Source organism: Streptomyces sp. ST2-7A, assembly GCF_021390475.1.
Lineage (GTDB): Bacteria > Actinomycetota > Actinomycetes > Streptomycetales > Streptomycetaceae > Streptomyces.
Window position 1 is genome coordinate 1 of the sequence record NZ_JAJUWS010000045.1, and the last position, 21,779, is coordinate 21,779.

Below are 21,779 nucleotides of genomic sequence, written 5' to 3' on the forward strand. Positions count from 1 at the left end.
GGCCGGTGCACGACGCCCGGTTGGAGACCTGCCGGGCCCGGGCGCGCGAACGGGTCGCCGCCGAGCGGGTGGCGTTCCTGGAGGGTTTGCGCAACGCGCCGGACGGCTTCCCGACCGCCGCCGCCGATCCCGTCAACCGGCCGAAAACCCGAGCGCCGGCCGACCGTCGGGAGTACGGTGTGCGGCCATGAACCGCTTGCCGGTCGAGCCGCCCACCGCCGCGCGCGCCGCCGACACCGGGACCCCCCGGTCACCCGCCCCTGACCCGGGGCCGGAGGTGCTGGACCGCCGGGTCGGAGCCCTCGGTGAGATCGTCCTGCGCCGACACGGCGAGTTGCTCCAGGTGATCGCCAACGGCTGCTTCCTGATGGATACCTCCGACGGACGTTCCGAGCGCCTGCTGGTGCGCGCCGCCCGTGACCTGCTCGTCGGGAGGCGCGGAGAGGGGGCCCGCCCCGGTGCTCCGCCCGGAACGCCGCCGGCGGAGGCGGCTCCGGCCCTGCTCATCGGTGGTCTGGGGGTGGGCTTCTCGTTGGACGAGGCCGCCGCGGATCCGCTGTGGGGTTCGATCACCGTCGTCGAGCGCGAGGCGGCGGTGTTGGAGTGGCATCGCGACGGGCCCCTGGGGCGGTTCACCGAACGGGCCCGGGCCGATCGCCGCACCTCGTTGGTGCACGCGGATCTGATGGCGCATCTGCGCGCCCCGGGCGCCCCCTGGGACGCGATGTGCCTGGACATCGACAACGGGCCCGATTGGACGGTGAGTCCGGACAACTCCCGGTTGTACTCACCACGCGGCCTGTCCGAGTGCCACGACCGACTCACCCCCGGCGGTGTGCTTGCCGTATGGTCGGCACAGCCGTCCGCGGATTTCGAAGCGGCCCTGTGCGCAGCGGGGTTCGACGCGGTGCGCACCGTGGAGGTGCCGGTCGCCCGGGGTGTCCCGGACGTGGTGCACCTCGCGGCCCGAGCGGCGTGGCCCCGGCCCCACCGGGGATCTACGCTGCTCCCAACAGTCAAGGAAAGCCAGCACCAGCCGGCTGGCTCCGGACACCTCCCTGGGGCGGGACCACCATGAACGAGACGGACACCACCACCCACCCGACGAACGGTGAACCACCGCCGTCGCCGGCGGACCGGCCGGGCCATGTCACCGGCCCGGCCACCACCCCCGGCGCCCAACGCCGGGTGTTGGTGGTAGAGGATGACCCCACCATCCTCGACGCGATAGCCGCGCGGATGCGCGCGGAGGGCTTCGTCGCACAGACCGCCGCGGACGGACCGGCCGCGGTGGAGACCGCCGCCGCGTTCCAACCGGACCTGCTGGTCCTGGACGTGATGCTGCCCGGTTACGACGGCCTGGAGGTCTGCCGCCGCGTGCAGGCCCAGCGGCCGGTGCCGGTACTCATGCTCACCGCCCGCGACGACGAGACGGACATGCTCGTGGGCCTGGGAGTGGGCGCCGACGACTACATGACCAAGCCGTTCTCGCTGCGCGAACTGGTCGCCCGCACCCACGCCCTGCTGCGTCGGGTGGAGCGGGCCACCGCCGTGGCCGCGACGCCGCGACCGGGCAGCGTGCAGCTCGGCGACCTGGAGATCGACCGCACCCAGCGCCGGGTGCGGGCCGGCGGCAAGGACGTGCACCTCACCCCCACCGAGTTCGACCTGTTGCTGTGCCTGGCGCGCACACCCCGCGCGGTGCTCACCCGCGAGCAGTTGCTCGCCGACGTGTGGGACTGGGCGGACGCCTCCGGTACCCGCACCGTGGACAGCCATGTGAAGGCCCTGCGTCGGAAGATCGGCGCGGAACGCATCCGCACGGTGCACGGGGTCGGCTACGCGCTGGAGACCGGCGCCCTCTCCGAGGGGAGCTGACCGGGTGACCGGGGGGCGTCCGCGTCGGCCGGGGCGAGGCGGGGCCGCCCGCGGCACCGGCCCGGGGGACCGGGTCCCGATCACACCACCACGGGTGCCCCTGCAACGACACGGGGCGCCCGAAATCCTCGCCGGCCCACCGGGCCCCGGTCCGTCCGACGGTCCGACGGAGCCGGGACCCGCGGGGGTTCCGGGGCCGGTACCACCCGGGGTACCGGTGTCCGGAGACACCCCGGCGGGACCGCCAACCGGACGGGCGGGAGGGCGCCGGCGCGCCCGACTCCGAACGGGCCGGGGAACCGGCGATCGCCGGCGAGGGGCCCGGGAACGCTCCCGCCACGGCGACGGAGACCGGCCCGGGCGGCACCGGTGTCCCCCGCCCTTCCGGAAACGACACCCCGGGGAAGACCGGCACGGGTCTCGCCGGCCCCGGGGCCCCGTCACCACCCGACCGGCCCGCTCCCCCACTCCCCGCCGGCCTTCCGGCCGGGGCGGGTCCCGACCGGGAAGCCGGCTCCGACCGGGAAGCCGGCTCCGGGAAACGGCGACCCGCCCGTGGGGCACCCCGGCGCTCCCCCGCGCGCCGGCTGTGGGCCGTGCTGCGCCCGGTGGACCCGCTGCGCTCGGTGAAGGCCGCCCTCGGCTGGCTGGTGATCTCCTCGGTCACCATCACCACTGTGCTGATCCTTTTGGCGCACCGCTCCTCCCTGGAGTTGCGGATCATCGCGGTCATCGCCGTCATCTCCTCCCTGTTGATCACGCAGTTCGTGGCGCAGGGGCTGGCGGCGCCGATCAGCGAGGTGACCGCGGCCGCGCGGGCGATGGCCAGGGGCGAGTACGGTCGGCGTGTCCGGGTGCGCCGGCGCGACGAGTTGGGCGAGCTGGCCCGTGCCTTCAACCGGATGGCCGCCGACCTCCAGGCCGAGGACCAGCAGCGTCGTGACCTGGTCGCCAACGTCTCGCACGAGTTGCGCACCCCCATCGCCGGTCTGCGGGCGGTGCTGGAGAACGTGGTGGACGGGGTCTGCGAGCCCGACCGCGAGACGATGGCCGGCGCGCTGCGGCAGACCGAGCGGCTGGGTCGCATGGTGGAGCAGTTGCTGGACCTCTCCCGACTGGAGAACGGCGTGGTCGCGCTGCGCCCCCGGGCACTGGACATCGAGCGCTACCTGGGCGACCTGCTGCGGGACGCCGACGTGGCCTTCGGTCGTGGTCACGCGCGCCCGGACGTGGGACTGGAGTTGGATGTCGGCCCCTCGGGCGCGGAGCACGGGGACGGCCGGGGAGGACTGGTCGCGCACGCCGATCCGGAGCGACTGGAGCGGGTGGTGGCCAATCTGGTGGACAACGCGATCAAGCACAGCCCGCAGGGCGGCACGGTGACGGTGCGGGCGCGACCGGGTCGGCAGCGCGGCGGACTGGAACTGGAGGTGCTCGACGAGGGGCCGGGCATCCCCTGCGAGCAGCGGGAGATGGTCTTCGAGCGGTTCGGGCGCGGCTCGGGACCGGGCGGTCCGGCGCGCGACGGCGGCACCGGCCTGGGGCTGGCGATCGCCCGCTGGGCGGTGGACCTGCACGGGGGCACGATCGGGGTGGCGGAGTCGGAGCGGGGTTGCCGCATCCGCGTCACCCTCCCGGGTGATCACGGCGCCGCGGGGTGACATAGGGTCGCGGCGGAGGACGGTCCGACCCGCCCGGTGTCCCCGGGTTGCCGGGGGCGCCGTCGCCCCGCCGATCCCGGTCGTTCCCAACGGCCCGCCGGCGGTGTGGCGGGCCCGCCGGCGGCACCGGTTCGTCGCCGACCGGCCACCCGCGGGCCGGCCCGGTGATCGGTGCGCGTACACCGGGTGCCATCGGGTAAGGGTCGAACAGGAGACCCCATCGGGTCACCCTCCGTGCGGATAAGGCTGCGCCGACGCCCTGTCGCAGTCGCGCCCGGTCCTTCCCGAAAGCGATCCGGATGCGACCAAACCCTGCTTCTTTCCCGTCGTTTCCCGGGTCAAAACACGGCAGGCACCACCTGCGAGTGTGATGTACGCGACGACTGGGCCGTTGGGACTGCGCCCGGGCAGCCGGAAGGCGTAGCCTTGATTCCCGCTGTCCCATCACCTTGCGAAGCGGAAGAGGGCGGTTGCCGCCGTGTCGCCACAGTCCCCGAACACGTCAAGTGTCTCCACCGACCAGGCCGGATCAGGAAACGGCCCCGCGGCCGGGTTCGGCGCCAACGAATGGCTGGTGGACGAGATCTACCAGCAGTACCTCCAGGACCCCAACTCCGTGGACCGGGCCTGGTGGGACTTCTTCGCCGACTACCGTCCCGGTTCGGGCAACGGGAAGGGTGAGGAGCGCCCCGACGCCAAGACCCCGTCGGGCACCGACGCGCCGTCACCCGCGGTGACCGAGGAGCCGGCCGGCGGCGGTGCCGCCCCGAAGACCGCCGAAACGGAGGCGAAGGCCCCCGCGGCCGCCGCCTCCGCCGCCGAGTCCGCGGCGCCGGCGAAGGCGCCCGCGAAGACCGCCCCGAAGAAGGAGACCCCCTCGCGCGAGGAGACCTCCCCGAAGGCCCCGGCCGCCCGCACCCCCCGGGACGCGCCCGCCGGCGGGAAGAAGGACCGGGACGCCGGCGGGGGCCCGGAGTACAGCGTCCTGCGCGGCCCCTCCGCCGCCGTGGTGCGGAACATGAACGCCTCGCTGGAGCTGCCGACCGCGACCTCCGTGCGCGCGGTGCCGGTGAAGCTGCTGTTCGACAACCGCATCGTCATCAACAACCACCTCAAGCGCGCCCGGGGCGGGAAGGTCTCCTTCACCCACCTCATCGGCTACGCCATGGTGCAGGCGCTCAAGGCCATGCCGGCCATGAACCACTCCTACGCGGAGCGGGACGGCAAGCCCACCCTGGTCAAGCCCGAGCACGTGAACCTGGGCCTGGCCATCGACCTGGTCAAGCCGAACGGCGACCGGCAGCTCGTGGTGGCCGCCATCAAGAAGGCCGAGACCCTCACCTTCTTCGAGTTCTGGCAGGCCTACGAGGACATCGTTCGGCGCGCCCGCGCCAACAAGTTGACGATGGACGACTTCAGCGGCGTCACCGCCTCCCTGACCAACCCCGGCGGTATCGGCACCGTCCACTCGGTGCCGCGTCTGATGCCGGGCCAGTCGGTCATCGTCGGTGTCGGCGCCATGGAGTACCCGGCGGAGTTCCAGGGCACCTCCCAGGACACCCTCAACCGCCTGGGCGTCTCCAAGGTGATGACGCTGACCAGCACCTACGACCACCGGGTCATCCAGGGCGCCGCGTCCGGTGAGTTCCTGCGGGTGATGAGCAACCTCCTGCTGGGCGAGAACGAGTTCTACGACAGCATCTTCGAGGCCCTGCGCATCCCCTACGAGCCGGTCCGCTGGCACCGGGACATCGATGTCAGCCACGACGACGAGGTCACCAAGGCGGCGCGGGTCTTCGACCTGATCCACTCCTACCGCGTGCGCGGCCACCTGATGGCCGACACCGACCCGCTGGAGTACAAGCAGCGCCGCCACCCCGACCTGGACATCAAGGAGCACGGGCTCACCCTGTGGGACCTGGAGCGGGAGTTCGCGGTCGGCGGTTTCGCCGGCAAGGCGATGCTCAAGCTCCGCGACATCCTCGGCGTGCTGCGCGACTCGTACTGCCGCACCACCGGCATCGAGTACATGCACATCCAGGACCCGAGCGAACGCAAGTGGATCCAGGACCGGGTGGAGCGCCCGCACACCGCGCCGGAGCGCGAGGAGCAGCTGCGGATCCTGCGCCGGCTCAACGCCTCGGAGGCGTTCGAGACCTTCCTGCAGACGAAGTACGTCGGCCAGAAGCGGTTCTCCCTGGAGGGCGGCGAGTCCGTCATCCCGCTGCTGGACTCGATCCTCGACGAGGCCGCCGGCGCGTCCCTGGACGAGGCCGTCATCGGCATGGCCCACCGCGGCCGGCTGAACGTGCTGGCCAACGTGGTCGGCAAGTCCTACGCACAGATCTTCCGCGAGTTCGAGGGCAACCTCGACCCGAAGTCGATGCACGGCTCCGGTGACGTGAAGTACCACCTGGGCACCGAGGGCACCTTCACCGGCCTGGGCGGCGAGAACGTCAAGGTCACCCTCGCCGCCAACCCCTCCCACCTGGAGGCGGTCAACCCGGTGGTCGAGGGCGTGGCCCGGGCCAGGCAGGACATCATCGGCAAGGGCGGCTCGGACTTCACCGTGCTGCCGATCCTGCTGCACGGCGACGCCGCGTTCGCCGGGCAGGGCGTGGTCGCCGAGACCCTGAACATGTCGCAGCTGCGCGGCTACCGCACCGGCGGCACCGTGCACATCGTCATCAACAACCAGGTCGGCTACACCGCCCCGCCGGACTCCTCGCGGTCCTCGATGTACTGCACCGACGTGGCGCGGATGATCGAGGCACCGATCTTCCACGTCAACGGCGACGACCCGGAGGCGGTGTGCCGGGTGGGCCGGCTGGCCTTCGAGTACCGGCAGGCGTTCAACAAGGACGTCGTCATCGACCTCGTCTGCTACCGCCGTCGCGGCCACAACGAGGGCGACAACCCGGCCTTCACCCAGCCGCTGATGTACAACCTGATCGACAAGAAGCGCTCGGTGCGCAAGCTCTACACCGAGTCGCTGATCGGTCGCGGCGACATCACCGTCGAGGAGGCCGAGCAGGCCCTCCAGGACTTCCAGCAGCAGCTGGAGAAGGTCTTCAAGGAGGTCCGCGAGGCCACCGACGCGCCGGGCAACGCCGAGATGCCCGCCCCGCGTCCGGCCTTCCCGGTCACCGTGGAGACCGGCGTCAGCCAGGACGTGCTCAAGCGGATCGCCGAGTCGCAGGTCAACATCCCCGACCGGATCACCGTGCACCCGCGCCTGCTGCCGCAGCTCCAGCGGCGCGCGGCGATGATCGGTGACGGCACGATCGACTGGGCGATGGGCGAGGCGCTGGCGATCGGTTCGCTGCTTCTGGAGGGCACGCCGGTGCGGCTGGCCGGCCAGGACTCGCGGCGCGGCACCTTCGCCCAGCGGCACTCGGTGCTCATCGACCAGAAGAACGGCGACGAGTACACCCCGCTGCTGTACCTCTCCGAGGACCAGTCGCGGTTCAACGTCTATGACTCGCTGCTGAGCGAGTACGCGGCGATGGGCTTCGAGTACGGCTACTCGCTGGCCCGTCCCGAGGCGCTGGTGATGTGGGAGGCCCAGTTCGGCGACTTCGTCAACGGCGCGCAGATCACCATGGACGAGTTCATCTCCTCCGCCGAGCAGAAGTGGGGGCAGACCTCCGGGGTCACGCTGCTGCTGCCGCACGGCTACGAGGGGCAGGGTCCGGACCACTCCTCGGCCCGCATCGAGCGGTTCCTGCAGCTGTGCGCGCAGGACAGCATGACCGTCGCGGTGCCGACCCTGCCGTCGAACTACTTCCACCTGCTGCGCTGGCAGGTCCACAACCCGCACCACAAGCCGCTGATCGTCTTCACCCCGAAGTCGCTGCTGCGGCTGAAGGCGGCGACCTCGACGGCGGAGGAGTTCACCACCGGCGGTTTCCGTCCGGTCATCGGTGACGACACCGTGGACCCGGCGGGCGTCAACAAGGTGGTCTTCTGCTCCGGCAAGGTCTACTACGACCTCGCCGCCGAGCGGGAGAAGCGCGGCGCGACCGACACGGCCCTGATCCGGCTGGAGCGGCTGTACCCGCTGCCCAGCGAGGAGATCCGGACCGAGATGGGTCGCTACCGGGGCGCGGAGAAGTTCATCTGGGCCCAGGAGGAACCCGCCAACCAGGGCGCGTGGCCGTTCATCGCGCTCAACCTGGTGGACCACCTGGACCTGATCATCGGCTCGGACCCGGTGCCGAACGCGGACCGGCTGCGCCGGGTGTCCCGGCCGTCCTCCTCCTCCCCGGCGGTGGGCTCGGCCAAGCGGCACCAGGCGGAGCAGCGGGCGTTGGTCAACGAGGTCTTCGACATCTGACCGACGGTCGGAGGCGCGGTGCGGTGTACGACCGGCCCGCGCCCCGGCACCGGTGACGCCACGGCGATGGGCCGGACCCCGCGATCAGGGGTCCGGCCCATCGCCGTGGGCGGGGCGGGGAAGCCCGTGGGTACGGGACACGGGCCGGAAGAGGAACAGCGGCGAACAGCGGCTGAGGGAAGCGAGCGGAGCGGGAGCACACCGTGTACTTCACCGATCGAGGGATCGAGGAGCTGGAGGGGCGTCGGGGCGACGAGGAGGTCACCCTGGGTTGGCTGGCGGAGCAACTGCGGGTCTTCGTGGATCTGAACCCCGACTTCGAGGTGCCCATGGAGCGGTTGGCCACGTGGCTGGCGCGCCTGGACGACGAGGACGACGAGTAGTCCCGGCCCGGATGGCCCGGTTGGACCGGATGGCCCACGAGCCGGCCGCCGGCTCGGCGCGGTGGTCCGAACGGCTCGGAACCGCCCGGCCCCGAGCCGGGGCGTGCGGCACCACTCGCGCGCCCATCCCGCACAACGCGATACCCGATAGCTTGACAAACCCGACACGCGATATATCGTGATTGGGGGTGGCGCTGCCGCGTCACCCCCATCGTCAGGGCTGTCCAGCGTGCGGGAGGATCCATGACCGGCGACACCGGTGAGGAGTGGGCGAACGGCCGGTTGGTCGAGGAGCCCGCCACATTCGATCTCGACGGACCCGTCGAGGAGGTCCAGCTCCGGCTGGTCAACGGCGCGGTCAACATCGTCGGCGCCGGGGGCGCCGATGGTGTGCCGGGCTCCTCCGGCGCGGCGCTGGAGATCTCCGAGGTGCGGGGCGCGCCCCTGCGGGTGACCCGCGAGGGCACCCGACTGGTCATCGGCTACGACGACGTGCCCTGGCAGGGATTCCTCCGCTTCTTCGATCGCGGCGTTCCCGAGCGCCGCGCGGTGGTCTCGCTCTCGGTGCCCGCGACCGCCCGGCTGAACATCGGCGTGGTCGGCGCCCCCGCCGTGATCTCCGGCCTCGCCGGGGACACCTGCGTGCGCAGCGTGAGCGGGGACGTCACCCTGATCGGCCTCGCCGGGGCCGTGCGGGCCGAGACCGTCTCCGGCTCCCTGGAGGCCGAGTCGCTCACCGGCGACCTGCGCTTCACCACGGTCTCCGGGGACCTCACCCTGGTCGGCCACGAGGGGGCGTCGGTCCGCGCCGACTCCGTCGCCGGCGGGGTGCTGCTCGACCTGGCCCCCGTTCCCGGTCCGCGCGAGGTCCGGCTGCAGAGCGTCTCCGGTGAGCTGGCCGTCCGCCTCCCCGATCAGCCGGGCGCCGTCGTCGGCGCGCACACCGCCGCCGGCTCCCTCTCCAGCGAGTTCGAGGCGCTCACCGCCGAGAACCAGTGGGGGTCGCGCCGCCTGACCGGCACCCTCGGCGCGGGCGCCGGTTCGGTGCGCCTGTCCACCGTCTCCGGGGCGATCACCCTGCTCCGTCGGCCCGCCGGCCCCGAGGAGACCGAAACCGCCGGCACCCTGCGGAAGGACGTCTGACATGCCCCCCGTCTTCGGTCACGGCCGCCTGCGGCTGTACCTGCTCAAGCTGCTCGCCGAATCCCCGCGTCACGGCTACGAGGTGATCCGTCTGCTGGAACAGCGCTTCCAGGGGTTGTACGCGCCCTCGGCCGGCACCGTCTACCCCCGACTCGCCAAGCTCGAGGCGGAGGGTCTGGTCACCCACACCACCGAGGGCGGGCGAAAGGTCTACTCCCTCACCCCGGAGGGGCGGGCCGAGCTCGCCGCGCGGGAGCAGGAGCTGACCCGCCTGGAGCGGGAGATCCACGACTCCCTCGCCGCCTTGGCCGGTGACCTCCGGGAGGACGTGCACGGCTCCGCGCGGACCCTGCGCGAGGAGATGCGCCGGGCCGCCGACCGCGCCCGGCGGGAAGCGGGCGTCGGTGGTGCCGCCGGGTCGGCTCGCTTCCGCAAGGGCGGCCCCGATCGCCGGGGCGCCGGTGGGCCCTTCGGCGAGGGCGGCCCGTTCGGCCCGGGTGGCCCCTTCGGCCCGGGTGGCCCCTTCGGCGGAAACCCGGAAGAGCCCACCGCCGACCCCGGTCGGCGGGGTGAGGGCAGGCCGGATGACGATCGCGGCCCCGCCGACCGGGCGGGGAACCGCACGGACGACCACACCCCGGGTCCCGACACCGGCGGGGGCACGGAGTGGCGGGCCCGGTACGAGGAGGCCGGTCGCGAGGCCCGCGAGCACTGGGAGGAGGCCGCGCGCCGCATCCAGGAGCGGGTCCAGCGGCACGCCGTCGGCGGTGACTGGCAGAGCGCCGTCCGCGAGGGCCTGGAGGGCCTGGGGCGCGAGTTCGGCGCCTGGAGCCGGGCCGGCGGTTACACGATGCCCTGGCCGGGTTGGCCGGCGGACCGAACCGCCGAGGAGGCGGAGGAGCCGGCGTACGAGCAGGAGCGCCGGGGCACCGACGCCCCGGGGGCGAACGACCCGAGCGGCCGCGCCACCGGCGACGATCACGAGGGGCACCGGGCGGGTGACGACACCGGTGCCGAGGAGGAACCCGACACCCCGGAGGCCGCCGCCGAGCGGTTGCGGGAGCTGCGGGGGCTGCTGGACGACCTGCGCGACGAGGTGCGGGACGCCGGGCGCGATCACGGCGTCTCCCCCGGTCAGCTGCGCGAGGCCCGGCGGCTGCTCTCGGAGACCTCGGCGCACCTGGGCGCGCTGCTGCGCGACCCGGAGGCCCACCAGCGGTCGCGCTGACGCCCCGGGGGGGGCCGGGGCGTCCCCGCCCGGGCCTCCCCGGGGCCCGGTCCCGGACCCCGGGGAGGCCCGCTTCGCAGGGGCCCCTCCCCGGGGGTGCGGATGCCGGGGGCCCGGGACGTTTCTCTACCGGGGCCCCGACACCGGCCGCCCGAGACCGCACCCCCGGTGTCGGGCGGCCGGTGTCGGGTTCGCCGGGACCACGGGGGCGGGCTCCGTCCCCGACCGGCCGATGGCCGGGCGGGTCCGCCTCCGTGCCCCACCCCCGGATTCTCAGTCGTCCCGGGGGCAGGGCACCTCGTCCGGACCCCACACGGTGTCCTCGACACCGGCGGAGAACCGTCCGCAACTGAGCACGATCTCCGTGCCCTCCTCACCCGCTCGGACCACGTACACCGGCTTCTCCGCCGGCACCCGCCGGTCGCGGAAGGTCAACAGTCCGGTGGCACCCTGGATGTTCACGTTCCCCGTGTTGAGCACGGTGGAGACCGCCGAGCGGTCGAACTCCCCGGTCCGCCCCTCGGTGCGGTGGGCGATGCCGGCGGCGGTGGCCAGGATGTCCATCGCGTCCCACCCCAGCGAGGCTCCCCCGGACTCCAGTACCTCCGCCGTGGCCGGGGCCGGGGCGGCGCCCCGGCGCCGTTGTTCCTCGGTCCAGGTGTCCAGGGTTCGGTTGAACAGTCGGGCCCGTTCCGTGCGCGGGTCCGTCCCTGGAATGGCGTGCACCAGGTAGTAGAGGGTCAGGCCCCTGTGCTTGATCACCGGGTTCACCTCCCCCACCAGGGCGTTGGCCACCGCGTCCCCGCCCAGGACGGTCAACCGCGAGTCGCAGCCCTCCACCCGGCTGAAATCGTCGAGGAAGCCGACCAGGTCACCCTCACGACCGGCCCATAGGACGACCGTGGAGCGATTCGGGGCCATGTGACGACAGACGTGTTCGGCGACCTCGCCCAGTGAACGGAGCGCGTCCGGCGAGTAGGCGCCCTCGGCCTCCCCGTGCACGCCCTCCCGCGGCCGGTACCGCACGTCGGTGGTCCGGTCCCCGATCTCCGCGTGGAAGTGGTCGCGGAAGGCGGCGGCCAGGTTCTCGCTGTAGATGTCCAGTTCGTCGTAGACGATCACCGCCGCGTCCGCCGGGACGGTGACGGGCTCGTCCGCGGCGGGGTCCCCGTCCGTCCCGGGACCGACACCTTCGCCGGTGTCGTCGCCGTCGCCGTCGCCGTCGCCGGTCCCCGGATCCGTTCCGGTCTCCGGAACGGGCAGCAAAGGGGTGTTCGCCAGGAAGGAGATCGCGACCCGGGCCTGCCGGTCGTTGGTCGGGGCCAACTGGAAGTACTGCCGGGCACCGCGTTCCAACATGCCGTCGGCGGTCGCGGTCGTGCCGATCATCGGCAGGCCCGCGGCGTCCAACACCTCCATCGTGCGGTAGGTGTCCTCCCGGCTCTGTCCGAGGCCCGTGACGCCGATGATCCCCTCGGCGTCCACCTCCTCCAGGATCGTGCCCGCGACCCGGGCCCCCTCGGAGAACCGGGGACCGGCGTTGGCGAGCAGGACCCGCAGCGCGACCCGGTCGCGGGCCGCGTCCCGGCCCACCTCCTCCAGCAACACGCGCTGGGCCAGCGCGATCCCGTGCAGCTCCGCCAGGGTGCTGTCCTGCACCACACCGGGGCCTGGCAGGGCCGCCGTGTACGGCGCCAGGTGCACGACCGTGCGCACCTGCCAGCCGCGTTCGCCGTGCTCCTCGGCCCGGGCGTTGTTCTCCGCGATGAGCCCGATCAGTGGGCCGAACTCGTCGGAGACCCCCCGGAAGGGTTCGGTGCCGTCGCTCAGGCCGACACAGCTGAGACCACCGGCGGTCTCCCACTGCCCCTCGGGACAGGGGCCGCCCCCGTCGTCCCGCAGGTCGGCCACCACCCATCCACCGATCAGCAGCGCCGGGGCCGCGAGAAGCGCGCCGACCCGCAGCAGGAGGGAGGTGCGCGGTCCGTGGCGGGGGCCGGACCGAGGGGGAAGCTTGGGGTGGTTGTCCAGGAAGGTTTTGACGTTATGGGCGGTGGGGGTGTCGGGTTCCGGCGCCCGGATCACGACCTCGATCGGCGGACCACCGGGCGGGGCGTCCGTCCGGCCGGTGGGGGTGAGCGCCCGGGACGCCTGCTCCGGCGGAAGGGGTTCCGGAAGGCCCGCTCCGCGCCGAACCTCCGGTGGAAGGTGTGCCACGACCACCACGCCCCGGGTGCCGAGGGCGCGCATCGCCTCGCGCAGGGTGCCGAGAAACTTCCATGTCCGATCGGCCACCGGGCCGTCGGCCTCCTTCGCCACGGCGTCGAGCAGCAGGACGAAGCGGGGGCGCCGGGAGCGGGCCGGGAAGAGGAAACGACGCCGCAGCGCCGTGTTCAGGTCGTCGAGGAGGGCCCACAACAGCGCCTGATCACGGTCGAAGGGAGCGGGCGCCCCCGGCGCGAGGCGCTGGGCGGCCTCGAAGAAGTCGGAGTCCGAACCCCCGCGCCCCTTGACCCAACCCTTGAACCATCCTCCGTCGCCGAAGAGCCGTCGGTTGACCCGGACCCCGAACCACCACTCGCCCACGCCGGCGGTCCACGCCCGCACCACCAGCCGCAGCGCCCGGGCGGGGAGGGTTCCGCCGGCGGCCTCCGCCTCCCCCCTGAGCACGTCGGGAAAGCCGGCGTCACGCCGCCGTCGGGGGTGCTGGTAGAGCACACGGCGCAGTTCACGGCCCCGGTCGCGGGGGATCCCACGCAGTTCCTCGGCCCGCACCGTGTCCAGGAGGAGGTCGAGAGTGGGCAGGCGCAGCCGACCGGTGTTCGGCGGCATTCCGGTGCGCAGCTCGTAGGCGATGGTCGCCACCGGCTCCCCCTCGCCCGCGGAGAACGGCTCCGACCCCGTGTCGGAGATCGGCGGGGAGAGGTGGACGAGCGCGCACGGGGCGAGGTGTGTCCCCTCTCCCGCGCAACGCTCACGCAGTCCCTCCAGGAAGGCGGCACCGGCCGCCCCCCGGGAGGCCTTTTCGACCGCGAGCAGCACGGCGGGACCGCGCGTCGGATCGTTGATCACCCCGTCCAGGGCCCTGATCAGCTCGTCCGCCCCGGGCCAGGCGGGTAAGGGCTTCTCCTGCCGTGACGACTCCATGGGGGAAGCATCACCCGGAGAAACGGCCGCCCACCCCCCATCGGCCTCTTCCGTTACCGTATGGTGACACCACGTATCGAACCGGTGTCGAAGTCCGTACCGGGCCCGGTGGTGGACCCGTGCCGAACGGATCCCGGCGGGTCGGGGCGCCATCCCGGGGTGGCGACCCGACCCGCCGGGTGGGGGTTCACCGTCAGAGGGTGAAGACGACCTTGCCGAAGAGGTCGCCGGAGGCCATCCGCGCGAAGCCCTCACGGGCCCGCTCGAGCGGCATCACCGAGTCGATGACCGGCCGCACCCCCCTGGTCGCGCAGAAGTTCAGCAGGCCGGCCAGTTCCTCCTTGGTCCCCATGGTGGAACCGACCACCTTCAGCTCCAGGAAGAAGACGCGTTGCAGTTCCACCGAGGGCGGGTTGGGGCCGGAGGTGGCACCCGAGATGACCATGGTGCCGCCGCGCCGCAGGCTCTTGACGGAGTGGGACCAGGTGGCGGCGCCGACGGTCTCGATGACCGCGTCCACCCGGCGCGGCAGACGGGCGCCCGGCTCGACCGCGAGTTCCGCGCCGAGCTCCTCGGCGCGCCGACGCTTGGCCTCGTCCCGACTGGTGGCGAAGACCCGGAGGCCGGCCGCCGCGCCCAGCACGATCGCGGCGGTGGCCACGCCGCCGCCCGCCCCCTGCACGAGCACACTGTCACCGGGCCGCACGCCGGCGTTGGTGAACAGCATCCGGTAGGCGGTCAGCCAGGCCGTGGAGAGACAGGCCGCCTCCTCGAATGACAGTTCGGCGGGCTTGGGCAACACGTTCCACTGCGGGACCGCCACGCGCCGGGCGAAGGTGCCCTGGTACTTCTCCGTGAGGATGGTGGGTTGTTCGCGGGGGCCCACACCGTGACCGGTGGCCCCGATCACCGGATAGACGACGACCTCGTTGCCGTCGGCGTCGGTACCCGCCGCGTCACAGCCCAGGATCATGGGCAGCGATTCCTCGGACAGGCCGACACCGCGCAGGGTCCACAGGTCGTGGTGGTTGAGGGAGGCGGCCCGGACATCGATGGTGGTCCACTGGGGCGGGGCCTCCGGTTCCGGTCGTTCGCCCAGTTCGAGGGCGTCGAGGGGGTTCCCGGGGTCGAATCGCGCGGCATAAACGGCAAACATGATCCCCAAGCTAACCGCGGCCGGGAGGAGCGGCCAGGGGGACGTGCCGTAAGCGATCCACATCACCGACGCGCCGGGACGGCTTCGGGAAGGACCGGGGGCGGCACGGCGGTCGCGTCGCACTTCCCGTCGGCGCCCTCGAAGCGGGAGAATGGGAAGGTTCCCCGACGTGCTGCCGGCGCACCGCCGCAGACGGGGGTGGGGCGGAAGGAGTGAACGATGGGTGAGGTCTTCCTGCGGCGCCTGAGCCGGTGGCAGGCGGAGGATCAGCGCGCGGCGCTGGCGGACCTGCACGAGAACGCCTACCGGGATCAGCCGGAGGCGATTCAGCGGGAGCGCGAGGACTTCCTGGAGCGCTTCGCCGACCACATCCAACAGCCGGAGTTCGACATGGTCATCGCGAGCGACCCGGCGTTGGTCGGCTGTGCCTACGGCTTTCGGATCGACCGGCACGGCAGTTGGCTGGACCGCTTCTCGACGGTGCCGCACGAGTTGGAGGAGTTGGCCGAGCTGACCAGCTCCCGGAAGTTGTTCCTGGTCGCGGAGTTGATGGTGCGCCCGGAACACCGGCGGCGGGGGGTCGGCGGCCGGCTGCTGGACCAGCTGTTGTCACGGGTGGGCACGCCGGTGGCGGTGGCGCTGCTGGATCCGGGTGACGCCGACGCCCGGGCCACCTTCGGGGTGTGGGGGTGGGAGAAGACCGGTCTGCTGATGCCGCGCGGGGACGCGGGCCCGCTGGAGGCGTGGAGCCTGCGCATGGACCGCTGAGGGTTCCCCGGAACCGACCCGGGCCCGGTCGCCCCACCCCGTATCGGGTGGGGCGCCCGGGCCCGGGTCGGACGGGGCCGGTCCGGAGCGCGCCGCCCGGCTCGTGCCGGCCCGGACCGTGCCCGCTCAGAGCACCTTGGAGAGGAAGGCCCGGGTGCGTTCGTGTTGGGGGTTGGTCAGTACCTCCCGGGGGCTGCCGGCCTCGACCACCATGCCGGCGTCCATGAAGACCAGCGAGTCGCCGACCTCGCGGGCGAAGCCCATCTCGTGGGTGACCACGATCATGGTCATGCCCTCCTCGGCGAGCTGCCGCATGACGTCGAGCACCTCACCGACCAGTTCGGGGTCGAGGGCGGAGGTCGGCTCGTCGAAGAGCATGAGCTTGGGCTCCATCGCCAGGGCGCGGGCGATCGCCACCCGCTGCTGCTGGCCGCCGGAGAGCTGCGCCGGGTAGTTGCGCATCCGGTCCGCCAGGCCGACCCGCTCCAGCAGCCGCTCGGCCTGCTCGCGGGCCGCCTTCCTGGACTTCCCCTTGACCTGGACGGGGGCCTCCATGACGTTCTCCAGCGCCGTCATGTGGGGGAAGAGGTTGAAGCGCTGGAAGACCATGCCGATGTCCCGGCGCCGCCGGGCCACCTCGCGCTCGCGCATCTCGTAGAGCTTGTCGCCCTTCTGGCGGTAGCCCACCAGGTCGCCGTCCACCCACAGCCGGCCGGCGTTGATCTTCTCCAGGTGGTTGATGCAGCGCAGGAAGGTGGACTTGCCCGAGCCGGAGGGGCCGACCAGGCAGAAGACCTCTCCGTTGCGGACCTCCAGGTCGATGCCGCGCAGCACCTCGACCAGGCCGAAGGACTTGTGGACCCGCTCGGCCCGGACCATCGGGCCGGGGCCCCCCGTGCCGAGGGGGGCGGGGGCCGCCCCGGTGCCCGTCGTGTCGCTCATACCCTCTCCCTCCCGACGGTGCTGCGGACCCGGAACGCGGTGAGCTGGGCGCGCAGGCGTGTCAGCGGGCCCTCGGGGCGGGGAGCGTTGTCGGTGCCCCGGGCGAAGTGCCGCTCCAGGTAGTACTGGCCGACGCTGAACACGGTGGTGAGCAGCAGGTAGACGATGGAGACGACGATCAGCATCTCCATCACGGCCAGGGTCCGCGAGGAGATGTTCCGGCCGGCGAGGAACAGCTCCTGGTACTGGATGGCGTAGGCCAGCGAGGAGGTCTTGAGCATGTTGATGAACTCGTTGCCGGTCGGCGGGATGATCACCCGCATCGCCTGCGGGAGCACGATCCGCCGCATGGTGCGGGGCGGTGACATGCCCAGGGCGTGGGCCGCCTCGGTCTGGCCCCGGTCCACGGACTGGATGCCGGCGCGGCTGATCTCCGCCATGTAGGCGGCCTCGTTGAGTCCCAGGCCCAGCAGCGCGGCCAGGAAGGGCGTCATCACCGTGTTCATGTCCTCGGACCAGAAGCCGAGGTTCACCACGGGGAAGATCAGCGCCAGGTTGTACCAGAGGAAGAGCTGGACCAGCACGGGCGTGCCGCGGAAGAACCAGATGTAGCCCCAGGCCACGCCGGAGAGCACCGGGTTCGAGGAGAGCCGCATGATCGCCAGGACGGTGCCCAGGACGACACCGAGCAGCATCGCGTAGATGGTGATCTGGAGGGTGTTCCAGGCGCCGGCGAGGATGGTCTCGTGGGTGAGGTAGTCCCCGACCACGGTCCAGCTGACGTCGGCGTTGGCGAAGGCGAGGACGAGCAGGGCCAGCAGGCCCATGACGACGGCCGCGCCGACCCAGCGTCCGTAGTGACGGACCGGGATCGCCTTGATCATCTCGGGCGGTGGGCCGTCGCCGGGGGGCGGGGCGGCGGTCGCGCCGACCTGCTCGGCGGAGGCGGACGGGGCGGCTTTCCGGCCCCCCGGGCCGGGTTCCCCGGGGGGCGGGACGTCGTCGGGCACGGGTTCTACGCCTTCACTGCCGTCGGGTGGGGTGGTGCGGCTCCGGGCCGATGGGCCGGAAGCCGGGGGCGGGCACGCCGCGGGTGACACGGGGCCGCGGATCTCCGGGGCCCGGCGGCCGGCCGTGGTTCACGACCGGCCGCCGGGTGGAGAGGTCATTCGCCGGCGTTGACGGTGGCCGAGTCGATGGCGCCCGTCTCGGCGTCCCACTCCTCGAGCACCTCCTGGTAGGTGCCGTCGTCGATGATCGCCTGGAGGGCCTGTTGCAGGGCGTCCCGCAGCTCGGCGTTGTCCTTGGGGACGGCGATGCCGTAGGGGGCGGCGTCGATCTGCTCACCGACCACCTCGAACAGCTCACCGTCGCGAGCGGTGGTCGCGTTGTAGAGGGCGACGGGGAAGTCGGTCACCACGACCTGGGCACGACCGCTCTGGAGCTGGGTGATCGACTCGTCGTCGGTGTCGTTGACGAGCATCTCGATGGGCTCGTCACAGCTCTCCTGCTGCCGCTCGACCAGGGCCTCGTTGGAGGTGCCTCGCTGGGAGGCGACGGTCAGACCGCACAGGTCGTCGAGGGTCCCGATGCCCGCGGGGTTGTCGGCGGAGACCAACAGCGCGGACCCGGCCTCGAAGTAGTTGACGAAGTCGGCGCCGCCCTCGGCGTCCTCGCTCAGGCCCTCCTGCCGCTCGCGGGTGTCGGTCATCGCCGACATGATCACGTCGTAGCGGCCGGAGTTCATGCCCAGGACCAGGCCGTCGAAGGTGCCGTTGACGAACTCCATCGGAACACCGAGTTGCTCGGCCATGGCTCCGGCGATGGCCGGATCGATGCCGGTGACCTCGTTGTTCTCGTCGTAGTACTCGATGGGGGCGTAGGCGATGTCCGAGCCGACGGTGATCTTCCCGGCTTCCCGGATGTCCTCCGGCAGCTGGTCGTACAGGGGCGCGTCGGTGTTCACGGCGCCGGCGCCGGTGTCACCATCGCCGCCGTCGTCGTCGGAGCCACAGGCGCCGAGCACCAGCACACCGGCCGTGACCAGCGCGCTCGTGGCGAGGAGCCGGGAACGGCGGCGGAGGGACGGACGAGGGGAAGAGGGGGTCATCGCGGTGTCCTCCTGCGGGATGGTGCGGGGGAGTGTGACGAGGGCGGGTGTGGAGGGGGTTTCCACGGGAAGCCGGGCACACGTCTTCGAGTGTCGCGACTTTTTGCCAATGGGCCGAATCCTGCCATCCGGAGGGATGACGTGCGTTCACCGCTGCGTCACGACCGCATAACGGACGCTTTCGGCCGGCGTGGTTCACCCGGTCGGATCGACGGCGGGCCGCCGACCGGGGCCCGGCACCCCGGCCACCGGAGCACCCGACCCGCGTGATGAGACGAGGATCACGACCGCATTTCGGCCCGCCGTCCACCATCCCTCGCCGCTCCGTCCTCACAGGTGGTACCGGGTGCGGGCGGCGCGGGGGGTGTGGTCGGGAGGGCGCGCACCGGCTCGATTCACCCGGCGTTTCGCTCGGCACCGTGACAACCCACTCGTCCCGGCTCCGGGTGATCCGGTAGAACGGTCTGTTACACCCCTCACCCGGGGACCCGGGACGTGCGTGCGGCGCGTCCGGCGTTCGCAGCACCTCCCCGACGGCGGCCCAACCGCCGAACGGGCGGCGGACGTGGTACCCGCCCGCTCCCCCACCAGGGAGCGGTCACCCTCGACCAGCCATGTGATAAAGGGGTCAGAACAGTGGCATCGGAGACCGTCAACTCCACGACGAACCCTCATCGGAATCCCTCCCCCGTCCATACCGACGCCGATCCGGAGCGGCTGGGCGCCGCCGCCGGGCTGGACCCGGCGTTCGCCCTGCACCGCGGCGGCAAGATGGCCGTCCGCGCCACCGTCCCGGTGCGCGACGCCGACGATCTGTCCCTGGCCTACACGCCGGGGGTCGCCAAGGTCTGCGCCGCCATCGCCGAGCGGCCGGAACTCGCCCACGACTACACCTGGACCTCGCAGGTCGTCGCCGTGGTCACCGACGGCAGCGCCGTCCTCGGCCTGGGGGACATCGGCCCCACCGCCTCCATGCCGGTCATGGAGGGCAAGGCCATCCTCTTCAAGCAGTTCGCCGGGGTGGACGCCATCCCGATCGCGCTGGACTGCCGTGACACCGACGAGATCGTGGAGACGGTGGTCCGGATGGCCCCCTCCTTCGGCGGCGTCAACCTCGAGGACATCGCCGCGCCGCGCTGTTTCGAGATCGAGCGCAGGCTCCAGGAACGCCTGGACATCCCCGTCTTCCATGACGACCAGCACGGCACCGCCGTGGTGACCCTCGCCGCGCTGCGCAACGCCGCCCGGCTGACCGGACGCGGCCTCGACGAGCTGCGGGTGGTCATCTCCGGCGCCGGCGCGGCCGGGGTGGCGATCGCGAAGATCCTGCTGGGTGCCGGCATCGGTGACGTCGCGCTGTGCGACCGCCGCGGCGTGGTCTCCGGTGACCGGACGGACCTCACCGACGTCAAGCGGGAGATCGCCGGGCTGACCAACCGCGCCGGGTTGACCGGCTCGCTGGAGGACGCCATGGCCGGGGCCGACGTCTTCATCGGCGTCAGCGGCGGCACCGTCCCGGAGTCGGCGGTGGCGCGGATGGCACCGGGCGCGTTCGTCTTCGCGATGGCCAACCCGGACCCGGAGATCCACCCGACGGTGGCCGCCCGGCACGCGGCGGTCGTCGCCACCGGGCGCAGCGACTTCCCGAACCAGATCAACAACGTGCTCGCCTTCCCCGGCATCTTCGCCGGCGCCCTTCAGGTGCGGGCGGCGCGGATCACCGAGGGGATGAAGCTGGCGGCGGCCGAGGCCCTGGCGGCGGTGGTCGCCGACGAGCTGACCCCGCAGCGGGTGATTCCCTCGCCGTTCGACGAGCGGGTGGCGCCGGCGGTCGCGGCGGCCGTCGCGGCGGCGGCGCGCGCCGAGGGGGTCGCCCGGCGCTGAGCCGGACGCGCCGCCCCGGCAGCGGGTGGCGGTGGGGTACCGACCGGTGGGGCCGGCGAACGGGGCGTCGCGACACGCGGCGCCGCCGTCCACCGGCCCCACCGGTGTGTGGCCCCACCGGTGTGTGGCCCCACCGGTGTGTGGGGCCTCCGGACCTCCGGGACGCCACGGGTGGATGCCCCCATCCCGCCCTCCCGTGACCGGGGGAGGGCCCCGTTTCTCCCGGCGGGGAGCCCCGGCGCCCCTCCCCCGACACGTCCCCGCCCGGCGCCTCCCCCACCGACGAGACCCCGGGAACGGGTCGGCGCCGGCGGGATGGGGCGCCGGTGCCCTGGCGGGGCGCGGTCGGGACGGGTGAGGGGGGAGGGATCAACGCAGGCCGAGCACCATGGCGTCGGAGGGGGAGGCCCACACCGCGCGGGCCTCGGCGAAGCCGGCGCCGAGCAGGATCGCGGTGTGCTCGCCGGGGGCCTGGACCTCGCCGTCGGAGTGGTCGCCCTCCCTCGGGTCGCCGAAGATCTCGAACCGTCGAGCCGCCGCGTCGGCCAGTTCCGGATCACGGGCCACCTCGGCCCACCAGTCGGCCCAGTCCTGCGTGCCGGCGGCCTTCTCCCGATCCCGGCGGGCGCGATCGAGGGCGTGCACGGCCTCGTTGATCCGCGGGGTGGCCGGGTCGGGCATGTGGTCGGCGTTGAGGAAGACCCCGCCGGGCCGCACCACGCCACCGGCCAACCGCTCGTACAGCGTCCGCAGGTCGGCGGTGCGCATCCAGTGCAGGGCGGTGGCCGTGAGCACCGCGTCGAAGGGGCCACCGGCGCCGGCCGCGAGGGCCCGGTCCACCCACCCGGCGTCGCGCAGGTCGGCGGTGACGAAGGTCGTTCGCTCCTCCCCCTCGAAGGTGCCCCGGGCGATGGTCAGCAGGGCCGGGTCCAGGTCCACCCCCACGGTGGTCGCTCCGGGGAAGCGCTTGAGCACCCGGGCGGTGATGCTGCCGGTGCCGCAGGCCAGGTCGAGCACCCGGGGGCGGTCGCCGACCAGTGCCTCGACGGTGTCGAGCATGGCCCGGAAGCGCTCCTCCCGGTCGGGCATGTACCACTCCTGCTGCCGGTCCCAGCCGCGCTGCCACTCCTGCCAGTCCACCAT

15 protein-coding genes and 1 pseudogene are annotated in these 21,779 nt (G+C 72.8%); 10 read left to right on the plus strand and 6 right to left on the minus strand.

Annotated elements, in window-relative coordinates; genetic code table 11:
• The 8 genes and pseudogenes from LZF96_RS22015 to LZF96_RS22050 all read left to right on the plus strand — a co-directional run.
• Positions 1–191: pseudogene (locus LZF96_RS22015) on the plus strand (hypothetical protein); the annotation flags it as partial.
• Positions 188–1,078 carry a spermidine synthase gene (locus tag LZF96_RS22020; RefSeq protein ID WP_233875757.1) on the plus strand — a complete coding sequence of 297 codons (891 nt, stop codon included), beginning with the start codon at positions 188–190 and terminating at the stop codon, positions 1,076–1,078. The pseudogene LZF96_RS22015 and the gene LZF96_RS22020, both read left to right, overlap by 4 nt.
• Entirely contained in the window at positions 1,075–1,878 is an 804-nt protein-coding gene (locus tag LZF96_RS22025; protein ID WP_233875759.1) for a response regulator transcription factor, read from the plus strand. The genes LZF96_RS22020 and LZF96_RS22025 overlap by 4 nt, the downstream gene beginning before the upstream one ends.
• Positions 1,879–2,474: 596 nt before the next feature.
• Complete coding sequence (locus tag LZF96_RS22030; protein ID WP_374203306.1) at positions 2,475–3,539, plus strand: ATP-binding protein; 1,065 nt, start codon at positions 2,475–2,477, stop codon at positions 3,537–3,539.
• A 478-nt stretch (positions 3,540–4,017) separates the two neighbouring features.
• Positions 4,018–7,875 (plus strand): multifunctional oxoglutarate decarboxylase/oxoglutarate dehydrogenase thiamine pyrophosphate-binding subunit/dihydrolipoyllysine-residue succinyltransferase subunit, encoded by a 3,858-nt coding sequence (locus LZF96_RS22035; protein WP_233875762.1) that lies wholly within the window; start codon positions 4,018–4,020, stop codon positions 7,873–7,875.
• A 203-nt stretch (positions 7,876–8,078) separates the two neighbouring features.
• Complete coding sequence (locus LZF96_RS22040) at positions 8,079–8,258, plus strand: DUF6104 family protein (protein ID WP_233875764.1); 180 nt, start codon at positions 8,079–8,081, stop codon at positions 8,256–8,258.
• A 243-nt stretch (positions 8,259–8,501) separates the two neighbouring features.
• Positions 8,502–9,401 carry a DUF4097 domain-containing protein gene (locus tag LZF96_RS22045; protein WP_233875766.1) on the plus strand — a complete coding sequence of 300 codons (900 nt, stop codon included), beginning with the start codon at positions 8,502–8,504 and terminating at the stop codon, positions 9,399–9,401.
• 1 nt (position 9,402) lies between these two features.
• Positions 9,403–10,629 (plus strand): PadR family transcriptional regulator, encoded by a 1,227-nt coding sequence (locus LZF96_RS22050; protein WP_233875768.1) that lies wholly within the window; start codon positions 9,403–9,405, stop codon positions 10,627–10,629.
• A gap of 273 nt (positions 10,630–10,902) precedes the next feature.
• Here LZF96_RS22050 and LZF96_RS22055 read toward each other — a convergent pair whose 3' ends face one another.
• Both LZF96_RS22055 and LZF96_RS22060 read right to left on the minus strand, forming a co-directional pair.
• A complete protein-coding gene (locus LZF96_RS22055; RefSeq protein ID WP_233875770.1) occupies positions 10,903–13,776 on the minus strand; it encodes a hypothetical protein in 2,874 nt (957 codons plus the stop codon).
• A 193-nt stretch (positions 13,777–13,969) separates the two neighbouring features.
• Positions 13,970–14,932, minus strand: a complete 963-nt coding sequence (locus LZF96_RS22060) for a zinc-binding dehydrogenase (protein WP_233875772.1) — start codon at positions 14,930–14,932, stop codon at positions 13,970–13,972.
• A 219-nt stretch (positions 14,933–15,151) separates the two neighbouring features.
• On the opposite strand from LZF96_RS22060, the gene LZF96_RS22065 reads away from it, so the two are divergent.
• Positions 15,152–15,700 (plus strand): GNAT family N-acetyltransferase, encoded by a 549-nt coding sequence (locus tag LZF96_RS22065; RefSeq protein ID WP_233875774.1) that lies wholly within the window; start codon positions 15,152–15,154, stop codon positions 15,698–15,700.
• Between the two features lie 126 nt (positions 15,701–15,826).
• On the opposite strand, the gene LZF96_RS22070 is transcribed toward LZF96_RS22065, so the two are convergent.
• From LZF96_RS22070 to LZF96_RS22080, 3 genes are all read right to left on the minus strand, one after another.
• A complete protein-coding gene (locus LZF96_RS22070; RefSeq protein ID WP_233875851.1) occupies positions 15,827–16,579 on the minus strand; it encodes an amino acid ABC transporter ATP-binding protein in 753 nt (250 codons plus the stop codon).
• A 59-nt stretch (positions 16,580–16,638) separates the two neighbouring features.
• The gene (locus LZF96_RS22075; RefSeq protein WP_233875853.1) at positions 16,639–17,526 is read right to left on the minus strand and encodes an amino acid ABC transporter permease; all 888 of its coding nucleotides are present in this window, start codon (positions 17,524–17,526) and stop codon (positions 16,639–16,641) included.
• A gap of 281 nt (positions 17,527–17,807) precedes the next feature.
• Positions 17,808–18,752: an ABC transporter substrate-binding protein gene (locus LZF96_RS22080; RefSeq protein WP_233875776.1), complete on the minus strand. Its 945-nt coding sequence runs from the start codon at positions 18,750–18,752 to the stop codon at positions 17,808–17,810.
• Between the two features lie 717 nt (positions 18,753–19,469).
• Here LZF96_RS22080 and LZF96_RS22085 point away from each other — a divergent pair.
• Positions 19,470–20,636 carry an NADP-dependent malic enzyme gene (locus tag LZF96_RS22085; protein WP_233875855.1) on the plus strand — a complete coding sequence of 389 codons (1,167 nt, stop codon included), beginning with the start codon at positions 19,470–19,472 and terminating at the stop codon, positions 20,634–20,636.
• A 369-nt stretch (positions 20,637–21,005) separates the two neighbouring features.
• Here LZF96_RS22085 and LZF96_RS22090 read toward each other — a convergent pair whose 3' ends face one another.
• Positions 21,006–21,779: a trans-aconitate 2-methyltransferase gene (locus tag LZF96_RS22090; RefSeq protein ID WP_233875780.1), complete on the minus strand. Its 774-nt coding sequence runs from the start codon at positions 21,777–21,779 to the stop codon at positions 21,006–21,008.

Excerpts from the sequence above, each read along its gene's own strand:
- LZF96_RS22020 (WP_233875757.1), top strand. The coding sequence starts at position 188 with ATGAACCGCTTGCCGGTCGAGCCGCCCACCGCCGCGCGCGCCGCCGAC.
- LZF96_RS22025 (WP_233875759.1), top strand. The coding sequence starts at position 1,075 with ATGAACGAGACGGACACCACCACCCACCCGACGAACGGTGAACCACCG.
- LZF96_RS22045 (WP_233875766.1), top strand. The coding sequence starts at position 8,502 with ATGACCGGCGACACCGGTGAGGAGTGGGCGAACGGCCGGTTGGTCGAG.
- LZF96_RS22050 (WP_233875768.1), top strand. The coding sequence starts at position 9,403 with ATGCCCCCCGTCTTCGGTCACGGCCGCCTGCGGCTGTACCTGCTCAAG.
- LZF96_RS22055 (WP_233875770.1), bottom strand. The coding sequence starts at position 13,776 with ATGGAGTCGTCACGGCAGGAGAAGCCCTTACCCGCCTGGCCCGGGGCG.
- LZF96_RS22060 (WP_233875772.1), bottom strand. The coding sequence starts at position 14,932 with ATGTTTGCCGTTTATGCCGCGCGATTCGACCCCGGGAACCCCCTCGAC.
- LZF96_RS22065 (WP_233875774.1), top strand. The coding sequence starts at position 15,152 with ATGGGTGAGGTCTTCCTGCGGCGCCTGAGCCGGTGGCAGGCGGAGGAT.
- LZF96_RS22070 (WP_233875851.1), bottom strand. The coding sequence starts at position 16,579 with ATGGTCCGGGCCGAGCGGGTCCACAAGTCCTTCGGCCTGGTCGAGGTG.
- LZF96_RS22075 (WP_233875853.1), bottom strand. The coding sequence starts at position 17,526 with ATGATCAAGGCGATCCCGGTCCGTCACTACGGACGCTGGGTCGGCGCG.
- LZF96_RS22080 (WP_233875776.1), bottom strand. The coding sequence starts at position 18,752 with ATGACCCCCTCTTCCCCTCGTCCGTCCCTCCGCCGCCGTTCCCGGCTC.
- LZF96_RS22090 (WP_233875780.1), bottom strand. The coding sequence starts at position 21,779 with ATGGTGGACTGGCAGGAGTGGCAGCGCGGCTGGGACCGGCAGCAGGAG.